The sequence below is a fragment of the Kitasatospora atroaurantiaca genome (genome assembly GCF_007828955.1).
Classification (GTDB): Bacteria; Actinomycetota; Actinomycetes; order Streptomycetales; family Streptomycetaceae; genus Kitasatospora; species Kitasatospora atroaurantiaca.
This window is the reverse complement of record NZ_VIVR01000001.1, coordinates 6165320-6184945: the sequence shown is the minus strand read 5'-3', so window position 1 is coordinate 6184945 and position 19626 is coordinate 6165320. Positions and strand designations below refer to the sequence as shown.

Sequence of the window (19626 nt, the reverse complement as noted above, 5' to 3'; positions counted from 1 at the left end):
GGGTCACTTGACGGCTCCTGCGGTCAGTCCGGCGACCAGGTAGCGCTGCAGCAGGAGGAAGCCGGCCACCACCGGCACGCTGACGACCAGTGAGGCGGCCATCACCTGGTTCCAGTACACGTCGGTCTGGGTGGAGTACCCCTGCAGGCCGACGGCCAGGGTGCGGGTGGTGTCGTTGGTCATCACCGAGGCGAAGAGCACCTCGCCCCAGGCGGTCATGAAGGAGTACACGCTGACAGCGACGATCCCGGGCACGGCGGCCGGGACGACGATCCGCAGCAGCGTGCCGACCGGGCTGCAACCGTCCACCAGCGCGGCCTCGTCGAGATCGCGCGGGATGGAGTCGAAGTAGCCGACCAGCATCCAGATGGAGAAGGGCAGCGAGAAGGTCAGGTAGGTGAGGATCAGCCCGCCCCGGCTGCCGTAGAGGGCCACGCCGGTGGAGTTGCCGATGTTGACGAAGATGAGGAACAGCGGGAGCAGGAAGAGGATGCCGGGGAACATCTGGGTGGAGAGCACGGTGACGGTGAACAGCCGCCGGCCCCGGAAGCGGTAACGGCTGACCGCGTACGCCGCGAGGATCGCGATCAGCACCGAGCAGACCGTCGAACTCACCGACACGATGAGCGAGTTGACGAAGTACTTGGCGAGCGGGACGGTCTTCCAGATGTCCAGGTAGGGGCGCAGGGTGATCCCGCTGGGGATCCAGCGGAACGGGCCCTGGACGTCCTGCAGCGGCTTCAGCGAGGAACTGAGCATCACGAACACCGGCGTGAGCGTGAAGACCGACAGCAGCGTGAGCAGGATCCGCCTGGTCCACCGGAAGGAAGGAGGGGGCCTAAGCATCGGCGTCCCTCCGGCGCGAGGTGAGGAAGAGGTAGACCGCCGTCACCAGCAGCAGGAACAGCAGGAGCAGGACCGACATGGCCGAGCCGGCGCCGAAGTTCCAGGTGACGAAGGAGGATTGGTAGATGTGGATGGAGATGAGGTCGGCCGCCTCGGGCGCGGACTTCCCGAACAGGACGTACGGGGTGTTGAAGTCGTTGAACGTCCAGAGGAACAGGACCAGCACCAGCACCTGGTTCACCGGCCGCAGCGCGGGCAGGGTGATCCGGCGGATCTGCTGCCAGATGCCGGCCCCGTCCATCGCCGCGGCCTCGTAGAGCTCGCGCGGGATGTTCTGCAGCCCGGCCGTCAGGGTCAGGAAGGCGAACGGCCAGGAGCGCCAGACCGAGACGGTCACGAGTGCCGTGAAGCTGTTGTCGCCGAGCAGCCAGAACGGGCGGTCGGAGGTGAGGTGGAGCTGGTCGTGCAGCACGTGGTTGACCAGGCCGGTGTCCCGCTGGAACATGAACGACCAGGTGATGACGGCCGCGTAGACCGGCAGGGCGTAGGGCAGCAGGAAGGCTGCGCGGAGCAGCCCCCTGCCGCGGAAGGTGTCCTGCATCAGGATAGCGGCCGTGGTGCCGAGCAGGCAGGAGAGCCCGACGGCCAGCAGGGTGAACGCGCAGGTCACCCAGAACGAGTTCAGCAGCGACCGGCCGACCGGGGCGTTGATGTCCACCGACATGCGGTAGTTCCCCAGGCCGGTCCAGGGTGCGGCCGACCAGTCCCGGATGAAGAACTGGGTGAGCTGTTTGAAGCTCATCACGATGCCGACCACCATGGGCACCAGGTGGATCAGCAGCTCCAGCGCGAGGGCGGGGAGCAGGAGCAGGTAGGGCAGCCCGATGCGGGCCAGTCGCTTCCCCACCTCAGGACGCCGGCATCTGCTGCTGGGCCTTGGTGAGTTCGGCCTTGACGGTGTCGTCGGTGACCGCCTTGCCGGCTGCCGCGGCGGCGAGGAGGCTCTTGACCGCGGTGCCGACCAGGGTCTCGAACTGGCTCTCGTTGGCGACCTGCGGGAGCGCCGCGGCGCTGGAGCCGAGGACGTTGGAGAGCACCTTGAGCTCCGGGGTGGAGAAGGCCGCGTCGCTCTGGGCGTCCTTGACCGGCGGGAGCGAGCCGTAGGTGCCGTTGAGGATCTTCTGCTCCTCGGTGCTGGTCATGAACTTCACGAACTGCAGCGAGCCGTCGAGGTTCTTGGTGTTCCTGAAGACCGAGAGATTGATGCCGGCGACCATCGAGGTGACGGCCTTCCCGCCGGTGGCACCGGCCGGGAGCGGGACGGGGGCGACGCCGTAGTCCTCGGGGTTCATGCCGTGAGCCTTGAGCGAGGTGCCGGCGGCCTGCCACATCAGCATCGCGGCCTTGCCACCGGCGAAGTCGGTGACCGACTGGTTGGCGGAGTACTCGGCGTTGCCGGGCGCGGCGATCCTGTCCTTGGCGATGAGGTCGACGTACTGCTTCACCGCCGCGACGGCCTCCGGGCTGTCGAACCTCGGCTTGCCGGCGGCGTCGAAGAAGTCGGCGCCGTGCTGCTTGCCGAGGACGAAGGCGTGGTGGACGTTCTCCGAGACGTTGCCGCCCTCGACGGCCAGGCCGTACTTGCCGTCCTTGGTCAGCTTCTTGCCGTCGGCGACCAGCTCGTCCCAGGTGGCCGGCGGGGTTGCGATGCCGGGCTGCTGGAAGAGCTTCTTGTTGTAGTACAGGCCGTACGCGAGCGAGTAGAGCGGCACGGCGGCCGGGTCCTTGCCCGCGGCGCCGGCCGAGGCGATGGTGGACGGCAGGAAGCGGTCCTTGCCGCCGATCTTGGCGAACGTCGCCTCGTCGAAGGGCAGCAGCGCGCCGGTGGCCTGCAGTGAGGCGGACCAGGTGTTGCCGATGTTGAGCACGTCCGGGCCCTGGCCGGAGGCGGTGGCGGCGAGGATCCGGTTGAGCAGGTCGGACCAGGGGACGACCTCCAGCCTGACCTTGATGCCGGTCTGCTGTTCGAACTTTCTCAGCTCGGGCTCCAGCACCTGCTTGTCGTTGTCCAGGCTGGTGCCCTGGTTGCTGGCCCAGTACGTGAGCGTCCTGGGGCTGCTGTTGTCGCCGGAGCCGGAGCTGCTGGAGCCGCCTCCGCAGGCGGTGGCGGTGAGAGTGAGCGCGGCGACCAGGGCGGTGGCGGCGGCAATCCGGTTGGTGCGCATGACCGGTCCCCTCTCAGGGGTCTGGGTGGATGTCGAAGTTCTCAGCCCACAGGCTTACTTCAGGCCGTGATTTAACGTGTGAGAAAAGCTGGCGTCAAGACTTCGCGCAGCGATAGATTCGGACCCAGGAGGGAGCCCCCATGGCAGAGCGAGGCAAGCAGACCGTCCGTGACCTGCGGCGAGGCAGCCGGTCGGTACTGCTGCGCAAGCTGTATTTCGAAGGTCCGCTCAGCAGACAGGAGCTCGGGCAGAGCACCGGTCTGAGCGCAGGGTCCATCAGCAACGTGGTCGGCGAGCTGATCGCGGACGGGCTGGTCGAGGAGGCCGGCTCGGTCGAGTCGGACGGCGGGCGGCCCCGCATCCTGCTCCGGGTGGCGGCCGGGCACGGCCACCTGGTCGGGGTGGACGTCGGCGAGACCCAGGTCCGGGTCGCGCTCTTCGACCTGACGCTGACCGAACTCGCCGCCAGTGACCACCCGTTGTCCGACAGCGGGCACGACGTCGACCACGTGGTGGAGTCGATCCTGACCGGACTGACCGAGGTGCTGGCGGCGACCGGCATCGACCGCGGCAGTGTGCTGGGCGTCGGGGTCGGCGTCCCGGGCATCGTGGAGCAGGGCGATCCGGCCGAGAACGGTTACGGCATCGTCGTCCACGGCCAGACCATCGGCTGGGACGCCGTCCCGCTCGGCCGCCTGCTGCGGGCCGGCACCGATCTGCCGCTCTACGTCGACAACGGCGCCAAGACGCTGGGCCGGGCCGAGATGTGGTTCGGGGCTGGGCAGGGCGTCGACAACGCCGTGGTCGCCCTGATCGGCTCCGGTGTCGGCGCCTGCGTGATCGCCGACGGCGCACCGTTCCGGGGCGCCACCAGCAGCGCCGGCGAGTGGGGCCACACCAAGCTGCAGATCGGCGGCCGGCTCTGCCGCTGCGGGGCCCGCGGCTGCCTGGAGGCGTATGTCGGGGCGGAGGCCCTGCTGGAGCGCTGGGGCGGCGCACCGCCCGGGAGCAGCGAGAAGGCCGGGATCGCGGCCCTGCTCTCGGCCGCGGACGAGGACCCGGCGGCGGCCGAACTGCTCCGGGAGACCGCCGAGTACCTCGGGGCGGGGATCGCCGACCTGATCAACCTGTTCAACCCCGAGCGGATCGTGATCGGCGGCTGGGCCGGCCTGCTGATCGGCCCCCGGCTGCTGCCGGCGGTCCGGGAGGCCGCGGCCGCGTACGCACTGCGTTTCCCGTGTGCCCAGACCTCGATCGAGCTGGGCCGGCTGGGCCCGGACGCCGTCACGGTCGGCGCGGCCACCCTCCCGCTGGCGCGCTTCCTCGACTCGGGCGGCGAGGCGCCGGAGCGCGCACCGGAGGCCCGGGCCATTCGTTGACGAAACCCTGGCCCCGAGCTGCGGTGATGCACCGTCGAACGGAGCCGATGGGGACTCAACCCCACTGTCGACGGGTCGAGTTGAGCCGACGAGGAACTCCCGGTCAAGGGCTTGACACCCGCGAAGAACGGCCCCGAGACTCCCTGGGGGAGCGCTCTCCCGACCACCGGCGCCGAGCCGCCGGAATCCCTACCCGGCCCTGCCATGCCCCGGTGCGCCTGCGCCGCGCACCGGTCCGGCCGATGACCCCGCCTGCACCGGAGTCCCGAGTCCGCGCCCCACCGCAGTACTCCACCCACCCCACCCGCAGGAGAAGCCCGTGAGGCTCACCTCAACACGCTCCGGCCCCGGAAGCATGCGGCGCGGCCCGGCCGCACTCTGCGCCGCGGCCCTGCTCGCCGGTCTCGTCCTGGCCGGCCCGCCGACCTCCGCGCACGCCGCCGACACCCTGCTCTCACAGGGCAGGCAGGTCACCGCCTCCTCCACCGAGAACGGCGGCACGCCCGCCGCGTACGCCGTGGACGGCAACACCGGCACCCGCTGGTCCAGCGCCGCCACCGACGCCCAGTGGCTCCAGGTCGACCTCGGCGCCAGTGCCGCGATCAGCAAGGTGGTGCTCAACTGGGAGGCCGCGTACGCCGATGCGTACCAGATCCAGACCTCCGAGGACGGCGCCACCTGGACCACGATCTACTCCACCAGCACCGGTACCGGCGGCACCGAGACGCTGAACGTCTCCGGCACCGGCCGCTACGTCCGCTTCAACGGCGTGCACCGCCACACGGTCTACGGCTACTCCCTCTGGGAGTTCCAGGTCTTCGGCACCCTCGGCGGTACGGCCTGCGGCAGTGCCGACGCCGCGCAGGGCAGGCCCGCCACCGCCTCCTCCACCGAGAACGGCGGCACGCCCGCCGCGTACGCCGTGGACGGCAACACCGGCACCCGCTGGTCCAGCGCCGCGAGCGACCCGCAGTGGCTCCAGGTCGACCTCGGCTCCGTCCAGTCCGTCTGCCAGGTCGTGCTCACCTGGGAGACGGCGTACGGCAAGGCGTACCAGATCCAGCTCTCCGACGACGGGGCCAACTGGACCACCGCCTACTCCACCACGACCGGTACCGGCGGCACCGAGACCGTCAACCTCACCGGCTCCGGGCGCTACGTCCGGATCAACGGCACGGCCCGGGGCACCGCTTGGGGCTACTCGCTCTGGGAGTTCCAGGTCCACACCGGAGGTACCGGTGTCCCGCCGGTCACCGGCGGCGGCGACCTCGGCCCGAACGTGCTCGTCTTCGACCCGTCCACGCCCGGCATCCAGGCCAAGCTGGACCAGGTCTTCCAGCAGCAGGAGGCGGCGCAGTTCGGCAGCGGCCGTTACGCGCTGCTGTTCAAGCCCGGCACCTACAACAACATCAACGCCAACATCGGCTTCTACACCTCGATCGCGGGCCTCGGACTGTCGCCCGACGACACCACCTTCAACGGCGATGTCACCGTGGACGCCGGCTGGTTCAACGGCAACGCCACCCAGAACTTCTGGCGTTCGGCCGAGAACCTGGCGCTGAACCCGGTCAGCGGTACCGACCGCTGGGCCGTCGCCCAGGCCGCGCCGTTCCGCCGGATGCACGTCAAGGGCGGTCTCAACCTGGCGCCCTCCGGCTACGGTTGGGCCAGCGGCGGCTACATCGCCGACAGCCGGATCGACGGCACCGTCGGCCCGTACTCGCAGCAGCAGTGGTACACCCGCGACAGCTCGGTCGGCGGCTGGACCAACGGCGTGTGGAACATGGTCTTCTCGGGTGTCCAGGGCGCCCCCGCCCAGAGCTTCCCGAACCCGCCGTACACCACGCTGGACACCACCCCGGTCTCCCGCGAGAAGCCCTTCCTCTACCTGGACGGCAGCGACTACAAGGTCTTCGCCCCCGCAAAGCGGACCAACGCGAGCGGCCCCAGCTGGGGCAACGGAGCGCCGCAGGGCAGCTCGATCCCGCTCAGCCAGTTCTACGTGGTGAAGCCCGGGGCCACTTCGGCGGCCATCAACGCGGCGCTGGCGCAGGGGCTCAACCTGCTCTTCACGCCCGGCGTCTACCACGTCGACCAGACGATCAACGTCACCCGTCCCGACACCGTCGTGCTGGGACTGGGCCTGGCCACGATCGTCCCGGACAACGGTGTGACGGCGATGACGGTCGCCGACGTGGACGGCGTGCGGCTGGCCGGCTTCCTGATCGACGCCGGCGCGGTCAACTCCCCCGTGCTGCTTCAGGTCGGCCCGGACAACGCCGCTGCGGACCACTCGGCGGACCCGACCACCGTCCAGGACGTCTTCGTGCGGATCGGCGGCGCCGGCCCCGGTTCCGCCACCACCGCCGTGGTGGTCAACAGCGATGACACCGTCGTCGACCACACCTGGATCTGGCGCGCCGACCACGGCGACGGCGTGGGCTGGAACGTGAACCCGTCCGACTACGGGTTCGTCGTCCACGGCGACGACGTGCTGGCGACCGGCCTGTTCGTCGAGCACTTCAAGAAGTACGACGTCGAGTGGTCGGGCGAGCGCGGCAGGACCGTCTTCTTCCAGAACGAGAAGTCGTACGACGCGCCGAACCAGGCCGCCGTGCAGAACGGCAGCACCAAGGGCTTCGCCGCCTACAAGGTCGACGACTCGGTGACCACCCACGAGGGCTGGGGCCTGGGCAGCTACTGCTACTACAACGTCGACCCGACCATCAGGATGGACCACGGCTTCGAGGCACCGAACCGGCCGGGGGTGAAGTTCCACGACCTGCTGGTGGTCTCGCTGGGCGGCAACGGCCAGTTCGACCACGTGATCAACAACGTGGGCCCGCCCACCTCGGGCACGTCGACCACTCCGTCGACGGTGGTCTCGTACCCGTAGGAAGCACCCTTGCCAGGGCCGCAGGTGGAGCGCTCTCCGACGTGCTATAAAAGCCGTCATGACCCGCCTGCCTGCGGCCCACCGGCCCGCCACCCTGGAGGACGTCGCCAGGGTGGCCGGAGTGTCCCGCTCCACGGTCTCCCGGGTCGTCAACGGCGTCCGCAACGTCGACCCCGCCATCCAGGAGACCGTACGGCAGGCCGTCGCCGCGACCGGCTACGTCCCGAACAGCGCCGCCCGCTCGCTGGTCACCCGGCGAGCGGGCGCCGTCACCCTGGTGGTCTCGGGGGCGTGCGGGGACGGGCCCGAGCTGTTCACCGACCCCTTCTTCGGACGGGTGGTCAGCGGCGTCCTCACCACGCTCCGGCCGCTCGGCGTGCACCCCGTCCTGATGCTCGCCGACGACGACGGCGCCCGGGACCAGGTGGTGGCCTACCTGCGCCAGGGCAACGCCGACGGGGCGCTGCTCGTCTCCACCCACGCCGAGGACCCGCTGCCCGCCCTGCTCCTCCAGGCCGGGCTGCCCGCCGTGCTCTTCGGCCGCCCGGCCCGTCCCCTGCCCCTCGGTTACGTCGACCTCGCCAACCAGGACGGCGCGCGGCTGGCCGCGGACCACCTGGCCGCCCGGGGCCGCCGCCGGGTGGTGACGATCGCCGGACCGTCCACCCTGCCGGCCGGCCAGGACCGGCTGGCCGGGTTCCGCGAGGCCATGGCCCGCCACGGGCACCCCTATGTCCCGTGCGCCGAGGGCGACTTCACGCGCGTAGGCGGAGAGCAGGCGATGCAGCGGCTGCTCACCGAGCACCCGGAGCTGGACGGTGTCTTCGCCGCCAACGATCTGATGGCCCAGGGCGCGCTGGGCGCGCTGCAGGACCACGGCCGCCGGGTGCCGGAGGATGTCGCGGTGGTCGGCTTCGACGACAGCAGTGCGGCCACCGCGGGCCGGCCCCGGCTGACCACCGTCCGCCAGCCGGTCGAGGCGATGGCCGCCGAGATGACCCGGATCCTGCTCGACCACGTCTCGGACCCGGACCGCCGCCCGGCCTCGGTCATCTTCGAGCCCGAGCTGGTCGTCCGGGAGTCCGCCTGACGCTCCCTCCAGGTGGCCGACGCGGCGCCGACGCTGCGAGACTGGCGGTGTGCCGGAGCTGCCCGAGGTCCAAGCCCTGGCCGAGCGCATGACCGCAGACTGCGCCGGCCGCACCATCGACCACGTCGACGTGCTCTCCATCCAGGTCCTCAAGACCTTCGACCCGCCGGTGAGCGCCCTCCACGGCCAAGCCGTCGAGGGCGTCGGCCGGTACGGGAAGTTCCTCGACCTGCGGACCGTCGACGGCCTCCACCTGGTGGTGCACCTGGCCCGGGCGGGGTGGATCCGGCACCGCGCCTCCTTCACGGTCCGCAAGCCCAGCGCGGGGCGGGGGCCGCTGGCCCTGCGGATCGTCCTCGACGACGGCACCGGCTTCGACGTCACCGAGCAGGGCACCACCAAGCGGCTGGCCGCGTACGTGGTCCGCGACCCGCAGCTGATCCCGGGCGTCGCCCGGCTGGGTACGGACCCGCTGTCCGACGCCTTCACCCCGGAGGTGCTCGCCGAACTGGCCTCCACGGCCCGCCGGCGGCTGAAGACCTTCCTCACCGACCAGGCCGTCCTGGCCGGGATCGGCAACGCCTACTCGGACGAGATCCTGCACGCGGCCAGGCTCTCGCCGTACGCGATGGCCTCGGCCCTCACCGAGGGACAGGGCGCCCGGCTGTTCACCGCCGTCCGGGAGACGCTCGGCTCCGCGCTGGAGCATGCCAGGACCGCTACGGCCGACGCGCTCAAGGCCGAGAAGAAGGCGGGCCTCGCCGTGCACGGCCGGGCCGGCGAGGCCTGCCCGCGCTGCGGGGACACCGTCCGGTCCGTCGTCTTCGCGGACAAGTCGCTCCAGTACTGCCCGACCTGCCAGACCGGCGGCCGTGTGCTGGCCGACCGCAGGCTGTCACGCCTGCTGAAGTGACGGCTTTTTCAAGCTACTTGAGCACGCCCTCGGCTCCGCCGAGCCAGCCGAGCGCGGCGACCTGGATGCCCGCCTGGAAGCGGCTGCGGGCGTCCATCCGGACCATCAGGTCGGCCATCATGCGGCGCACGGTGCGCAGCGAGACCCCGAGCCGCTGCCCGGCGCGCTCGTCGGTCAGCCCTTCGGCGAGCAGGCGCAGCAGCTGGCGTTCCTGGGCGGTGAGACCGTGCGGGTTTCGCTGGACGGTCTCACCGAGGGGTCTGGCCTGATCCCAGACCTGGTCGAAGAGGGCACGCAGGGCGGCGATCACGCCCGGACTGTGCAGCAGGACGGCGCCCTTGCGCGGGTCCTCGGGGTCGATCGGGACGATCGCGGTGGCGTTGTCGACCAGGATCATCCGCAGCGGGAGGGTGGGTACCGTCCGGACGCTGCCGCCGAGGCCGTGCAGCCAGCGGGCGTACTGGACGGTGGCAGGGTCGTTGCGGACGCTGTCCTGGTAGACCGTACGCATCCGCACGCCGCGTTCGAGGGACTCCTGGTCCAGGGCGCGGCTGGCCTCCATCACCTGGGCCGGCTGCGGGCCGCCCGGTGCGAAGGAGAGCACCTCGGCGGCGGCCTCGGTGGCAAGCTCGGTGAGCCGGTCGCGCACCTGGTCCAGGCTGCCGAGCAACTCGATGCCGGGCTGGTTGGCCGGGGCGTGGGCGCTGGCGTACTCGGCGATCAGGCCGGCCATCGCGGCGCGGCTGCGCTCGATCTCCTGCTGGCGGCGGGCGGCTTCCGCCTCCTGGAGGGCCAGCAGTGCCGCCAGGCCCTGCTCCGGGTTGACGGCCCGCCAGCGGTCGGCGCTGCCGGTCGGCCGGGTCAGTGCGAGGTCCGCCAGACGGTCCAGCGCCGAGCGCACCTCGGCCTCGGTGCTGGCCAGTTGGTCCGCTATGGCGCGGGTGTCGTAGTCCGGGTGCAGGAGCATGGTGCGGTAGACCGCTTCACCGAATGCGTCCAGGCCGACAGGTCGCGCTCCGGTCACCGTCCGCCCCTCCGAGATTCCGCTCCGCCCGGTGCCGGTAACTGCATCCAGCGGGGACAGCTCACCTGGGATGTTGTCCACATCACGCCCTCCCGCGACCGGGCACCGGTGCATCTGACAGAGTGTCACTGTAGCGACACTCAAGCACGTATAGAACACTTTTGCGTGCCGGGCTGTCGCAAAATGGATGAACTGTGAAGGCTCCCAGGTGGGTTGCCGGACGGGGCCTGGCATCTTCCTGCCGTGCGCAGATGTGACACCACCTGCGCCCGCACGCTCCCGCCCGGATGCGCCACGCTGATGGGATGTATGCGATTCGGGTCCGGCTGGAGTGGCGCGGCGGTCCGCCGTCGGCCGATCCGGTCGCGCCCGCGCTGCTGGCGGGCCTGGGAAGGTCGCTCCAACCGCAGGCCAGGCTCGGTCACGCCCGGATCCGCGAGCGGGACGAGGTCGTGGAAGCCGTGGTGTTCGTGGTGGCCGCCGGCCTGTTCGCGGCCGAGCGACGGCTCGCTCTCGCCATGGACCAACTGACCGCGCAGGGCGCGGAGCTGGCGGGCTGGCGGGTCGGGCACTGCGAGGCGGACTCGTGGATCGCGCTGGGCCTGCACGAGGAGCACGTCCAGCCCTGAGCCCCTGACTGCCCTGCAGCTCAGGCCGGTTGTGGTGGTTCAGACCGAGCTGGCCTCAGAGTGTCACGGCACTGTGGTGCCAGCTCCAGGTGCTGACAGGCGACCGGCCCCCGCGCCACTCTCATGGTGTCGGCAGAACGGCGGACCCGAGAAACCGCGGAAGCAGCCCCCGAGGGGCCGCGGTACGGATCACACCCCGCTCTCCCGCCGGCCGCCAGCGCGCCCCGACCGCAGCCCGGGGCTCAGCCGAACACGAGAGGATCGGGCATCTCCATGCTGAAGAAGGTCCGTTTCATCACGATTGTCGCTCTCGCCTGTGGCATCCTCGGCACCGCCGCCACCACGGCCGCCGAGCTCGACCTCTCTGCCGGCTCCGCCGGGCGAGCGGTCACCGTCCTGGCCGACGAGTCCGGCGTCACCGGTCCTGCGCCCGTCCCCGGCCCCGCGAACACCCCCACCCCGACCCCCTCGCCCACCACCCACCAGGACACCTGGGGCTGGGGCTGACAGCGCCGACGCGCAAGCGATCTCGACCAGTTGACCGCCCGCCCAGCCCCGAGGTGAACGGATGACCACCGCCCTGGACCGCCCGCTCCGCCCCGCGCCGCCGATCACCACAGCCCGCCCCGCGCCGCCGATCACCACAGCCCGCCCCGCACCCACCCGGATCCTGCTGGCCGACGGGCATCAGCTGTTCCGCTCCGGCCTGGGCGCTCTGCTCGACCGGGAGAACGATCTCGCCGTGGTCGCGGAGACCGGCAGCGGGGAGGAGGCCGCCGCCGAGGCGGCGAGCACCAGGCCCGCCGTCGCCGTGGTCGACCTGGACGTGCCCGGGCCCGGCGGCCTGGCCACCGCACGGCTGATCCGGGACGGGTCGCCGGACACCGCCGTGCTGCTGCTGACCGGACTCCCGAGGACCACGGACCTCCAGCGGGCGCTGGCGGACGGCGTGGCGGGCGTCCTGCTCAAGACCGTGGCGCCCGGGCCGCTGATCTCCGCGGTGCGCGAACTCGCCCGCGGCGGAAGGGTCTACGACCCCAGCCTGGTGGTGGACGTGGTGCGCACCGGTGGTACGACGCTGACCCCGAGGGAGCTGACCGTGCTGGGGCACATCGCCGAGGGCAGCACCATCGGCGAGGTCGCCGCCACCCTCTCGCTCTCCCAGGGCACGGTCCGCAACTACGTCTCCGCCGTGATCGCCAAGACCCGGGCCCGCAACCGCTGCGACGCGATCCGGATCGCCCGAGAGCGCGGCTGGCTCTGACCAAGAGCGTCCGCCAGGAGGTAGGCAGCGCAGCCAGTTGCACTGTCCAGGGGCGCGGGGAACTGCGCGAGATCGGAAGGCGACGACCTGCGCCCTTCCGCTTCGCGCAGTTCCCCGCGCCCCTGTGGCTACCCCGCTGCCGAAGCAGCCGGACGGGCCGGTGACGTGACCGGAGGGCTCAGCGCGACACCCCCCGCAGTTCGCCCACCACATCGGCGAAGCCGGTGGCCACGGTCGGCACGTCCGCCGGGCGGCTGCCGATCAGGAACTCGCCCACCGAGGACTCGGTCGTCCAGTCCAGCCCGAGCGCCCTGGCCGCCGCGTCGGTGTCGCCCGAGCCCAGGCCGCACGGCGCCAGCCCCATCGCGGTGGCCACCAGGTACAGCGTCTGGTACAGCACACCCACGTGCTTGAGCGTCAGCGCGTACGCGATCTGGCTGTACTTCCACGACAGCCGTCCGAACCGTGAGGTCACCGTGATCAGCACCTGCGGGTCGACGGTGCAGGCCGTCGCCCGCCAGGCCGCGGTGAGCAGTTCGCGGAACGCCGCCTCGTCCGCCGGGCCGCTCCAGGCGCGCGGCCGCAGCCGGTGGGCGCCCGCGTCGTAGCGGTAGACCCCGGGCACCAGGCCGGTGCACTTCACCACCGAGAGGTACACCTCCAGTTCGCCGGTGGCGCCGCCGGCCGGGTAGGGGCGGTCCACGATGTCGTACGCGGTCGGCGAGTCCGGATCGCCCGGGATCACCCGGCGGACACGCGCGGCGCGGTAGAGCAGCTCCCCCAGCTGCTCCAGCGTCACCGGCGCGGCGGCGTAACTGCGGACCGAGCGGCGGCCCTCCAGCACCTCGCTGAGCGCCGGGTCCCGCCCCACCACCTCGTCCCAGTCGGGCACCGGCAGGTCGATGCCGGGCCCTTCCTCGCGCGCGCCCGTTCCCGGCACGGCGGGGAGTTGGGGCAGCTGCTGGTGGGCGAAGAGGCCGCCGCTCGGGTAGTCGTGGCGGCCGGCCCGGCTGCGGGCGTGGAAGAGCAGGTCGTGGAAGTCCCAGAGCGGCGGGTCCAGCGCGACGCCGCCGTCCGGCTCCTCCGACTCCAACAGGCCCGTACCGGCCAGCAGTCCGGCCAGCGCCTCGCCCTCCGCCGCACCGAGCCCGGCCGCGGCCGCCGCCTCGGCGACCGGCCTGGGCGCGGTGACGGCCGCGACGAAGGCGCCGGCCGAGGGCTGGTGCAGCGTCAGCCGGAACGGCGCCATCGGCGACTCCAGCACGCAGGCGCCCGCGTGGTCCTCGGGCAGCCGGCGCAGGTAGGCGAAGCGGGAGAGCACGACCCGGGAGCCGGGAAGGGCAAGGCCCGGCAGCGTCGCCGAGCGGGCGATCGGGACGGCCGTCGCCAGCGGCAGCCCGATCGGGTCGGCCAGGGTGGTGGTGACCAGGTACGGGAAGCGCTCCAGCAGCCGCAGCACCCGGCCGTCCCCGGCGGCCACCTCGTCGATGTCGACGTCCTCCCCGGCCAGGCGGAGCAGCCGCCCGACGGCGGCGGCGCCGAGGGCGTGCACCCGCTGGCGGCCCCAAGGGTGGGCGAGTTCCAGGTCCTCGCCCTGGGCGGTGAGGACGACCTCGGGCCGCAGCCGGAGCAGCCGCCGGAGGGGGCCGCCCCCGGCCGTGAAGGTCGGGGGCAGCTGTTCGGTCACGGTCATGGCGCACCTCTCCGGTTCGCGTGATGGTGCAGATCAGGCATGGTGACGCTCCATCGGATCGTTTGGCTCGTCAGATGAAGATCGGGATCGGGTTGAGGTCCTCCTCGGGTGTACGGGCGTCCAGCCAGCCGAGCTCCAGCGGGACGTCGTACAGGCGGCCGGGCGCGAAGCGGGCCCAGAAGTGGCGCATGCCCGGGACGATCACCTTGGCGACCGGGAGGCCGACGTCCGGTCGGGTCTGGTCGAGGACGAGCAGCTCCATGCCGCGCTCCTCGACCAGCCGTTGGACCAGCGTCAGGTCGGCACCGAGGTCGTCACCGGCCAGCGGACTCCAGCGGCCGGGCCCCACGGGGGCGGTCCGGTCGGGCAGCAGGTAGGGCTGGTTGGCGACGGTGGCCGTGGTCCACCAGGCCTTCTGCTCGGGGTCGGCGCCGGCGTAGTTCACCGTGCCGTCGGGGCCGCCCGCCACCGGGCCGAGGAACTGGTTCATCTCGGTCAGCGCCCGGGTCAGCGCGATGTGCGGGTCCAGGTGGGCACCGAAGGCGATCAGCACGTCCTCGGCCGGCTTGTCGAGCCGCCGGGAGAACGCCCCGACCACCGGGATGCCGAAGTCCGTGGTGAGGTCGAGCGCCCACACCTCCCGGCGCAGCCCCCGGTAGACCTCGCGCAGCCGGTCGATGTACGGGTCGCCGAAGGCGTCCAGGTCGACGGCCGGTCGCTGCACCCGGTTGTACCACCAGAGCGCGACGGCGTCCCGCTCGACCAGTTCCAGGAAGCCCTGCAGGGCGGCGTCCTCCAGCGAGGTTCCCGCTGCGCAGCCGTTGGAGTCGCCCGCCGCGAAGAAGCCGTTGCGGTGCCGGTAGCCGTAGTAGAGGGACATGGTGGGGAGCCAGCGGGTGGCCTGCGCCGTCAGCGACCAGGCGGGCGACCACTCGATCCGCTCGTCCTCCCGGAAGCGCTCGGGCACGGTGTTGAACATCGAGCGACGGGCGTTCCAGCGTTCCCGTTCCTCGTACTGGCGGTCGCTGTAGAGCAGGGAGCGGGCGGGGTGGACCGCCTGCTCGCCGAGCTCGCGGTAGCTCGCGGTGCGGCGGGCCTCGTCACCCTGGAAGACGCCGGAGTAGCGCTCCATCGCCTCGCCGAGTGCGCTGGCCCTGGCCTGGGTGTCGGTGCGTCCCTTGCCGCAGCTGACGCTGCGCAGGCCGGTGCGCAGCTGGCGCAGGTCGCCGTTCTGGCGGGAGAGGTTCTGGCCGGAGACGTACACCCGCAGGCCGTCCGGGGTACGCGCGGCGGGGACGAGGGAGGTGACGACGCCGGTGACGGGGCTGAGCTGCGGGCGGTACTTCTCCAGCATGTCCTCCGGGGAGGCGGAGCGGTGACCGCCGTCGGCCGTGAAGACCTTGGGCCGGGCCTCGAAGCGGACCGGCGCGAGCTGACGTTCCGCCATCAGCCCTGCGTCACCGCAGGTCGGGCACTGCGGCCGGCGGACCAGGCGGTGGCGTTCGGCCTCCAGCAGGACGGTGTCGAAGGTCAGCACGACGGGTTCGGCCGGGCGGGCGCCGGCGATCCACTTGGCGGCTTCGAGCGCCGCGAGCTGGGCGCCGGCGGCCAGGGTCGGGGGCAGGTGGGCACCCGCGGTGGAGAGCGGTTCGTCCTGGCCCAGGCGATGCTGGAGGTAGGTCAGGGACTGGCGGTTGGCGGAGAGCCGGTGGGCCAGGCACTCCCAGCAGCCGGTCGCCTCCTCGCTCTCGCCGGGGACGAAGACCGGCCCCACCCAGACGATCGAGCCGACCGGCCGGGCGATCAGCCAGGGCTTCCCGTCCTGCTGCGCGGCGGCGTTGCGGGCGGCCAGACCTGGGTGCAGGTAGTCCTCGGTCAGGGCGACGGTGAAGTCGGCGTCCTCCTCGACCACCGCGGCGCCGACGGACCGCAGGGCCTCGAGGAACGGCTCGGGGTCGAGCCGTCCGTACACCTCGACGCGTACCCGTGCGGTGCGAAGCGCGGCGACGGCCGCGTCGCCGTCCAGGCCGGCCATCTCGAAGAAGGCGGCCCCCGGCCGGTCGGTGGCAGGGTCGGCCGGGGCCACCCAGCCGCCCGAGACCAGCTGGGCGACCGCGCCGCCGACCCGGTCGGCGGGTACGGAGCCGTCGAGTGCGGCCCCGATCTGCTCGACCGTCCGGGTGCCGTCGAGCAGCGGCGCCAGGGACTGGGCCAGCTTGCCGTCGACCACGGAGACGCCGCGCTCGGAGACCAGGTAGACGGCCTCGCCGTCGACGACGTACGGGGTGTAGTGGCGCTTGAAGCCGATGGCGGGCATCGGGCGGGGCTCGGTCACGGTGCTCCTCCTGAGTGAGGGTTGACGGGGTGTCAGCGCAGGGTGGCCAGCGGGGCGGCGGCCGGGTCGAGCAGGCGCAGCAGGAGCAGGCCGATCGCCGAGACACCGTCCAGCGCACCGAGGTTGACCCGGTCGTCGGCGGCCCGGTCCGGGTACCAGCGGCCGGCGGCCGCGTGGCGGCGCAGCAGCTCGCCGGCCAGCAGTCCGGCGGCCTCGCGCCCGTCGAAGAACGGACCGGGGACCAGCGCCGGGACGCCCTCCGGCAGGGTGTGCAGCAGGCCCGCCTCGGCGGCGGTCAGCGCCTCCCCTGCGGTGGCGACCAGCGCGCGGGTGGAGAGGCCGAGGATCTGCGACTCGCCCACGGGCGGGGCGAGTTCGCCCAGGTCGGCGGGGTTGACCGCACCGGCGCCGAGCGAGACCGCGCTGTCCAGGCAGGCCAGCCGGCCGCTGCGGGTACCGGTGGTGAAGCGGTGGCCGTACAGCAGGTCGCGGGCGGCGGCCGCATCGGCGAGCAGTCCGGGCGCCTCGGCGACGGTACGGGCGAGCGCGGCGGCGATCCCGTCCCGCCCGGCGGGGACGAGGTCGAGGAAGGACTCGCCTGTGGGTTCCCCGTCCACGGAGAGGTGCTCGAGCGCTGCCGCCGCCAGACTGCGGACGCCCTCGTCCGTGGCCGGGTCGCCCGGGCCGGCCACGCGGCGCAGCCGGAGCAGGTTGAGCAGCAGGCCGGCGGTGCCGAGCGGGGTGTCGGGCTGCGGCTGCCTGGCCGGGCGGCCGGGGCGGCTCTGGGCGGGCCCTGCGACCGCGATCGCGCCGGGCACCAGCGCCTGGGCCTGGGCGACGAAGGCGGGCTCGCCGAGCAGCAGGCCGCCCCGGGCCAGTGCGTGGATCAGTGCGCCCGGCCCGGCGAAGCCGCCGGGGACGGGTGTGCCCGAGGCGAGCCGGCTGTCGGAGGCGAAGGCGAAGGCGCGCGGGGCGGTCGGGTCGATCAGGGCGGCGGCCGCGCTGAGGGCCTGGCGGGCGGCCTGCCGGAAGCGCGGTTCGCCGGTGGCGGCCCAGAGTTCGGCGAGCAGCAGGGCGATGCCCGGGGTGCCGGAGACCAGGTCGAGGCCGAGCACCTCGACCTGTCGCAGCCCGGTGCCCGGGTACCAGCTCTGGCCCAGCCAGCCGCCGCCCGAGGAGCTGCGGCGCCGGTCGGCCAGGATGCGGTCGCCGATCGCCACGGCGTGGTCGAGCAGTTCGCCGGGCTGCGGCGCGAGCGCGCGGCGCGAGCGCGGCGCAGCGGGGGCGGGCTGTTCGCTTCCTGCCCTGGCGGCGTCGATGCAGCCGGTGAGGACGGCGACCTGGGCGTCCAGGTCGAAGTCGGCCAGCTCGGCGACCCGGGCCTGGAGCCGCTGCCAGCCGCTGCTCTGGAAGTGCCCGGGGATCTCCCGGCCGTCGAAGGCGAACACCGAGGAGGAGGTGGTGAGCGAGCGGAAGAACGGGATGTCGAGGGTGCGGTAGGAGTCGAGTTCGGCGAGCACCACCTCCAGCAGGTCGCCCCGGCTCGGGTCCCCGGCGCGGGCTGTGACGGCGCCGAGCAGCGCTCCGGCGATCACGGTCTCGCGGGTGGCGCCGTCGTCCAGGGCGAGCGGGCTGGTGGAGGCCCTGATGATCTTGTACCCGTCCCAGGTGTGCCGCCAGATGTACCGCACCCAGATACCCCGAAAGGCGGCCAACGGCCCGTCAGGGGAGGCGAGTTCCTCGCGCAGCCCGTACAGCACGGCCTGCATCTCGCGGTACCCGGCGACCACCTCGGCGGTGTACTCCCAGGGGTCGGCCGGCTGCCCGTCGTGGACGGGGCGGTACGGGGGCAGCGGCAGGGCGGGGACGCCGGGGGCGACCTCCAGGCTCCCGACCCGGGAGAGGCAGCCGATGTCCAAGGCGGCCTGGTCCTTGGCCGGGGTCCAGGCCTGGAAGGCCATGGCCGTCCGGACCACCGTCGCCTCCAGGTCGTCCAGCAGCCGGTGCTGGCCGGCCGACAGGACGGGCGGCGCCTGGACGCGCGGGTAGAGCAGGCACTCCAGGTCGGTGAGCACCGGGTACTCGCCGTCGGCCAGCAGGTTGTCGGCCCACAGGTCGCGGCCCTCCAGCAGCTGGACCAGCCGGATCGTCATGCCGAGCCGCCGGTAGAAGCGCGCGAAGCCACCCCGGTCGGCGGCCGGCGTGTGCGGGACGAGCTCCTCCCAGCCGTACTCGGTCTCGCAGTCGGTGGCCAGCGAGGCGGCATGGCCGTCGTCGCCCCGGTCGCTGCGCACCAGGACGGTGCGGACGGGCAGGTCGAGCGGCAGGCCGGCCGCGTTGAGGCGGCGGACGAGGTCCATGTACGCCGTGCCGTGGCGCATGTCCTTGGGCTTGTAGACCACGCCCTGACCGCCCTCGAAGCGCAGCAGCGCGACCGAGCGGCCGCCCGCGTGCCGGTCCCCCGCGTCCCCGTGCACCTCGGCCAGCGCGCCCGGGTCGGCGCCGCCCCACATCCGTTCGACCAGCAGGGCCCGGTCGGCGGCCAGGCGGGCGAACAGTTCGGTGGTGATGCGCTGCCACTGCAGGGCCGCGATGCCGACCAGGTACGCGAGTGCGGGCAGCCGCTCCAGCCGGGCCAGCCAGCCCTCCTGGGAGGCGTCCAGGCCGCCCTGGGCGTCCCAGTCGTTGGCGCGCGGGCGGCCGGTGGTGGCCTGGAGCTCGTGGCAGAACGACAGGTTGCAGGCCTCGGTCAGCCGCGCCGTCAGGGTCCGCGCCAGGTCCGCCCGGGCGCCGTCCGTCACCGGGACTCCCAGGATGCCGCCCGGACCGCTCGGCAGCAGGGCGGCGACGGCCCGGCGGAAGGAGCCGGTCAGCGCGCCGGGGGCGAGGGTCTCCGGGCCCGCGGTGGCTGGCAGGGTGCGCAGGAAGGCGGCCAGGGCCTGCGCCCAGGCGGGCAGCCGGGCCGGGTGGCGCAGGGACACCCGGCGCAGCCCGTCCCCCAGCGGGCGGCCGGTCTCGGCCAGGTGGTCGAGGAGCACTCCGGCGCCGGCCTGGTCCCCGGCGGCGCGGCGCAGCCAGGTGTCGACGGTGGCGCTGAGGGTGCGCCGGTCCTCGCCGGGATCGGGGGCGAACAGCGCGCCCTCGTCATCGGACCGCGCAGCCGCCCGGTCGGTGAACGGGGCCGCAGCGGCCACCACCGCACGCAGCCGCTCGTCGCCCCGGGGCACGCCGGGCAGCAGCGTCTGTGCGCCGTCGGCGGCGCCGTCCACCCCGGCTTCGGCGCCGGGCAGACCGTCGAGGGGGCGGAGCCAGGTCTGCAGGTCGAGCGACAT

The 19626-nt window shown here is 72.8% G+C and carries 14 protein-coding genes; 7 read left to right on the top strand and 7 right to left on the bottom strand.

All coding sequences use genetic code 11. The features are described from left to right. Positions 1-3 precede the first annotated feature (3 nt). From FB465_RS27785 to FB465_RS27775, 3 genes are read right to left on the bottom strand one after another with little or no spacing between them, the layout of a single operon-like run. Positions 4-846: a carbohydrate ABC transporter permease gene (locus FB465_RS27785; protein WP_145794872.1), complete on the bottom strand. Its 843-nt coding sequence runs from the start codon at positions 844-846 to the stop codon at positions 4-6. After that, a complete protein-coding gene (locus tag FB465_RS27780; RefSeq protein ID WP_145794870.1) occupies positions 839-1753 on the bottom strand; it encodes a carbohydrate ABC transporter permease in 915 nt (304 codons plus the stop codon). The genes FB465_RS27785 and FB465_RS27780 overlap by 8 nt, the downstream gene beginning before the upstream one ends. Position 1754: 1 nt before the next feature. Next, complete coding sequence (locus tag FB465_RS27775; RefSeq protein WP_145794867.1) at positions 1755-3071, bottom strand: ABC transporter substrate-binding protein; 1317 nt, start codon at positions 3069-3071, stop codon at positions 1755-1757. A gap of 140 nt (positions 3072-3211) precedes the next feature. Here FB465_RS27775 and FB465_RS27770 point away from each other — a divergent pair, with 140 nt between their 5' ends. From FB465_RS27770 to FB465_RS27755, 4 genes are all read left to right on the top strand, one after another. Continuing rightward, positions 3212-4450 carry an ROK family transcriptional regulator gene (locus tag FB465_RS27770; protein ID WP_145794865.1) on the top strand — a complete coding sequence of 413 codons (1239 nt, stop codon included), beginning with the start codon at positions 3212-3214 and terminating at the stop codon, positions 4448-4450. Between the two features lie 355 nt (positions 4451-4805). Then, on the top strand, positions 4806-7346 hold the full coding sequence (locus FB465_RS27765) for a discoidin domain-containing protein (RefSeq protein WP_145797636.1): 2541 nt from the start codon (positions 4806-4808) through the stop codon (positions 7344-7346). Between the two features lie 58 nt (positions 7347-7404). Continuing rightward, positions 7405-8436 carry a LacI family DNA-binding transcriptional regulator gene (locus tag FB465_RS27760; RefSeq protein ID WP_145794863.1) on the top strand — a complete coding sequence of 344 codons (1032 nt, stop codon included), beginning with the start codon at positions 7405-7407 and terminating at the stop codon, positions 8434-8436. A 49-nt stretch (positions 8437-8485) separates the two neighbouring features. Further along, entirely contained in the window at positions 8486-9349 is an 864-nt protein-coding gene (locus FB465_RS27755) for an Fpg/Nei family DNA glycosylase (protein WP_145794862.1), read from the top strand. Positions 9350-9362: 13 nt separating this feature from the next. Here FB465_RS27755 and FB465_RS27750 read toward each other — a convergent pair whose 3' ends face one another. Continuing rightward, a complete protein-coding gene (locus tag FB465_RS27750) occupies positions 9363-10373 on the bottom strand; it encodes a LuxR C-terminal-related transcriptional regulator (protein WP_246192869.1) in 1011 nt (336 codons plus the stop codon). A gap of 305 nt (positions 10374-10678) precedes the next feature. Between FB465_RS27750 and FB465_RS27745 the strand changes: the two genes are divergently transcribed. The 3 genes from FB465_RS27745 to FB465_RS27735 all read left to right on the top strand — a co-directional run bounded on the left by FB465_RS27745 (position 10679) and on the right by FB465_RS27735 (position 12266). After that, positions 10679-11002 (top strand): hypothetical protein, encoded by a 324-nt coding sequence (locus tag FB465_RS27745; RefSeq protein WP_145794857.1) that lies wholly within the window; start codon positions 10679-10681, stop codon positions 11000-11002. 273 nt (positions 11003-11275) lie between these two features. Then, positions 11276-11509, top strand: a complete 234-nt coding sequence (locus tag FB465_RS27740) for a hypothetical protein (protein ID WP_145794855.1) — start codon at positions 11276-11278, stop codon at positions 11507-11509. A gap of 61 nt (positions 11510-11570) precedes the next feature. Continuing rightward, positions 11571-12266 (top strand): response regulator transcription factor, encoded by a 696-nt coding sequence (locus FB465_RS27735; protein ID WP_211785871.1) that lies wholly within the window; start codon positions 11571-11573, stop codon positions 12264-12266. Positions 12267-12444: 178 nt separating this feature from the next. Here the strand turns inward: FB465_RS27735 and FB465_RS27730 are convergent, their stop codons facing one another. From FB465_RS27730 to FB465_RS27720, 3 genes are all read right to left on the bottom strand, one after another. Beyond that, positions 12445-13959: a SagB/ThcOx family dehydrogenase gene (locus tag FB465_RS27730; RefSeq protein WP_145794853.1), complete on the bottom strand. Its 1515-nt coding sequence runs from the start codon at positions 13957-13959 to the stop codon at positions 12445-12447. Between the two features lie 70 nt (positions 13960-14029). Then, entirely contained in the window at positions 14030-16294 is a 2265-nt protein-coding gene (locus tag FB465_RS27725; RefSeq protein ID WP_342791849.1) for a TOMM precursor leader peptide-binding protein, read from the bottom strand. Positions 16295-16326: 32 nt separating this feature from the next. Beyond that, positions 16327-19626: a type 2 lanthipeptide synthetase LanM gene (locus FB465_RS27720; protein ID WP_145794851.1), complete on the bottom strand. Its 3300-nt coding sequence runs from the start codon at positions 19624-19626 to the stop codon at positions 16327-16329.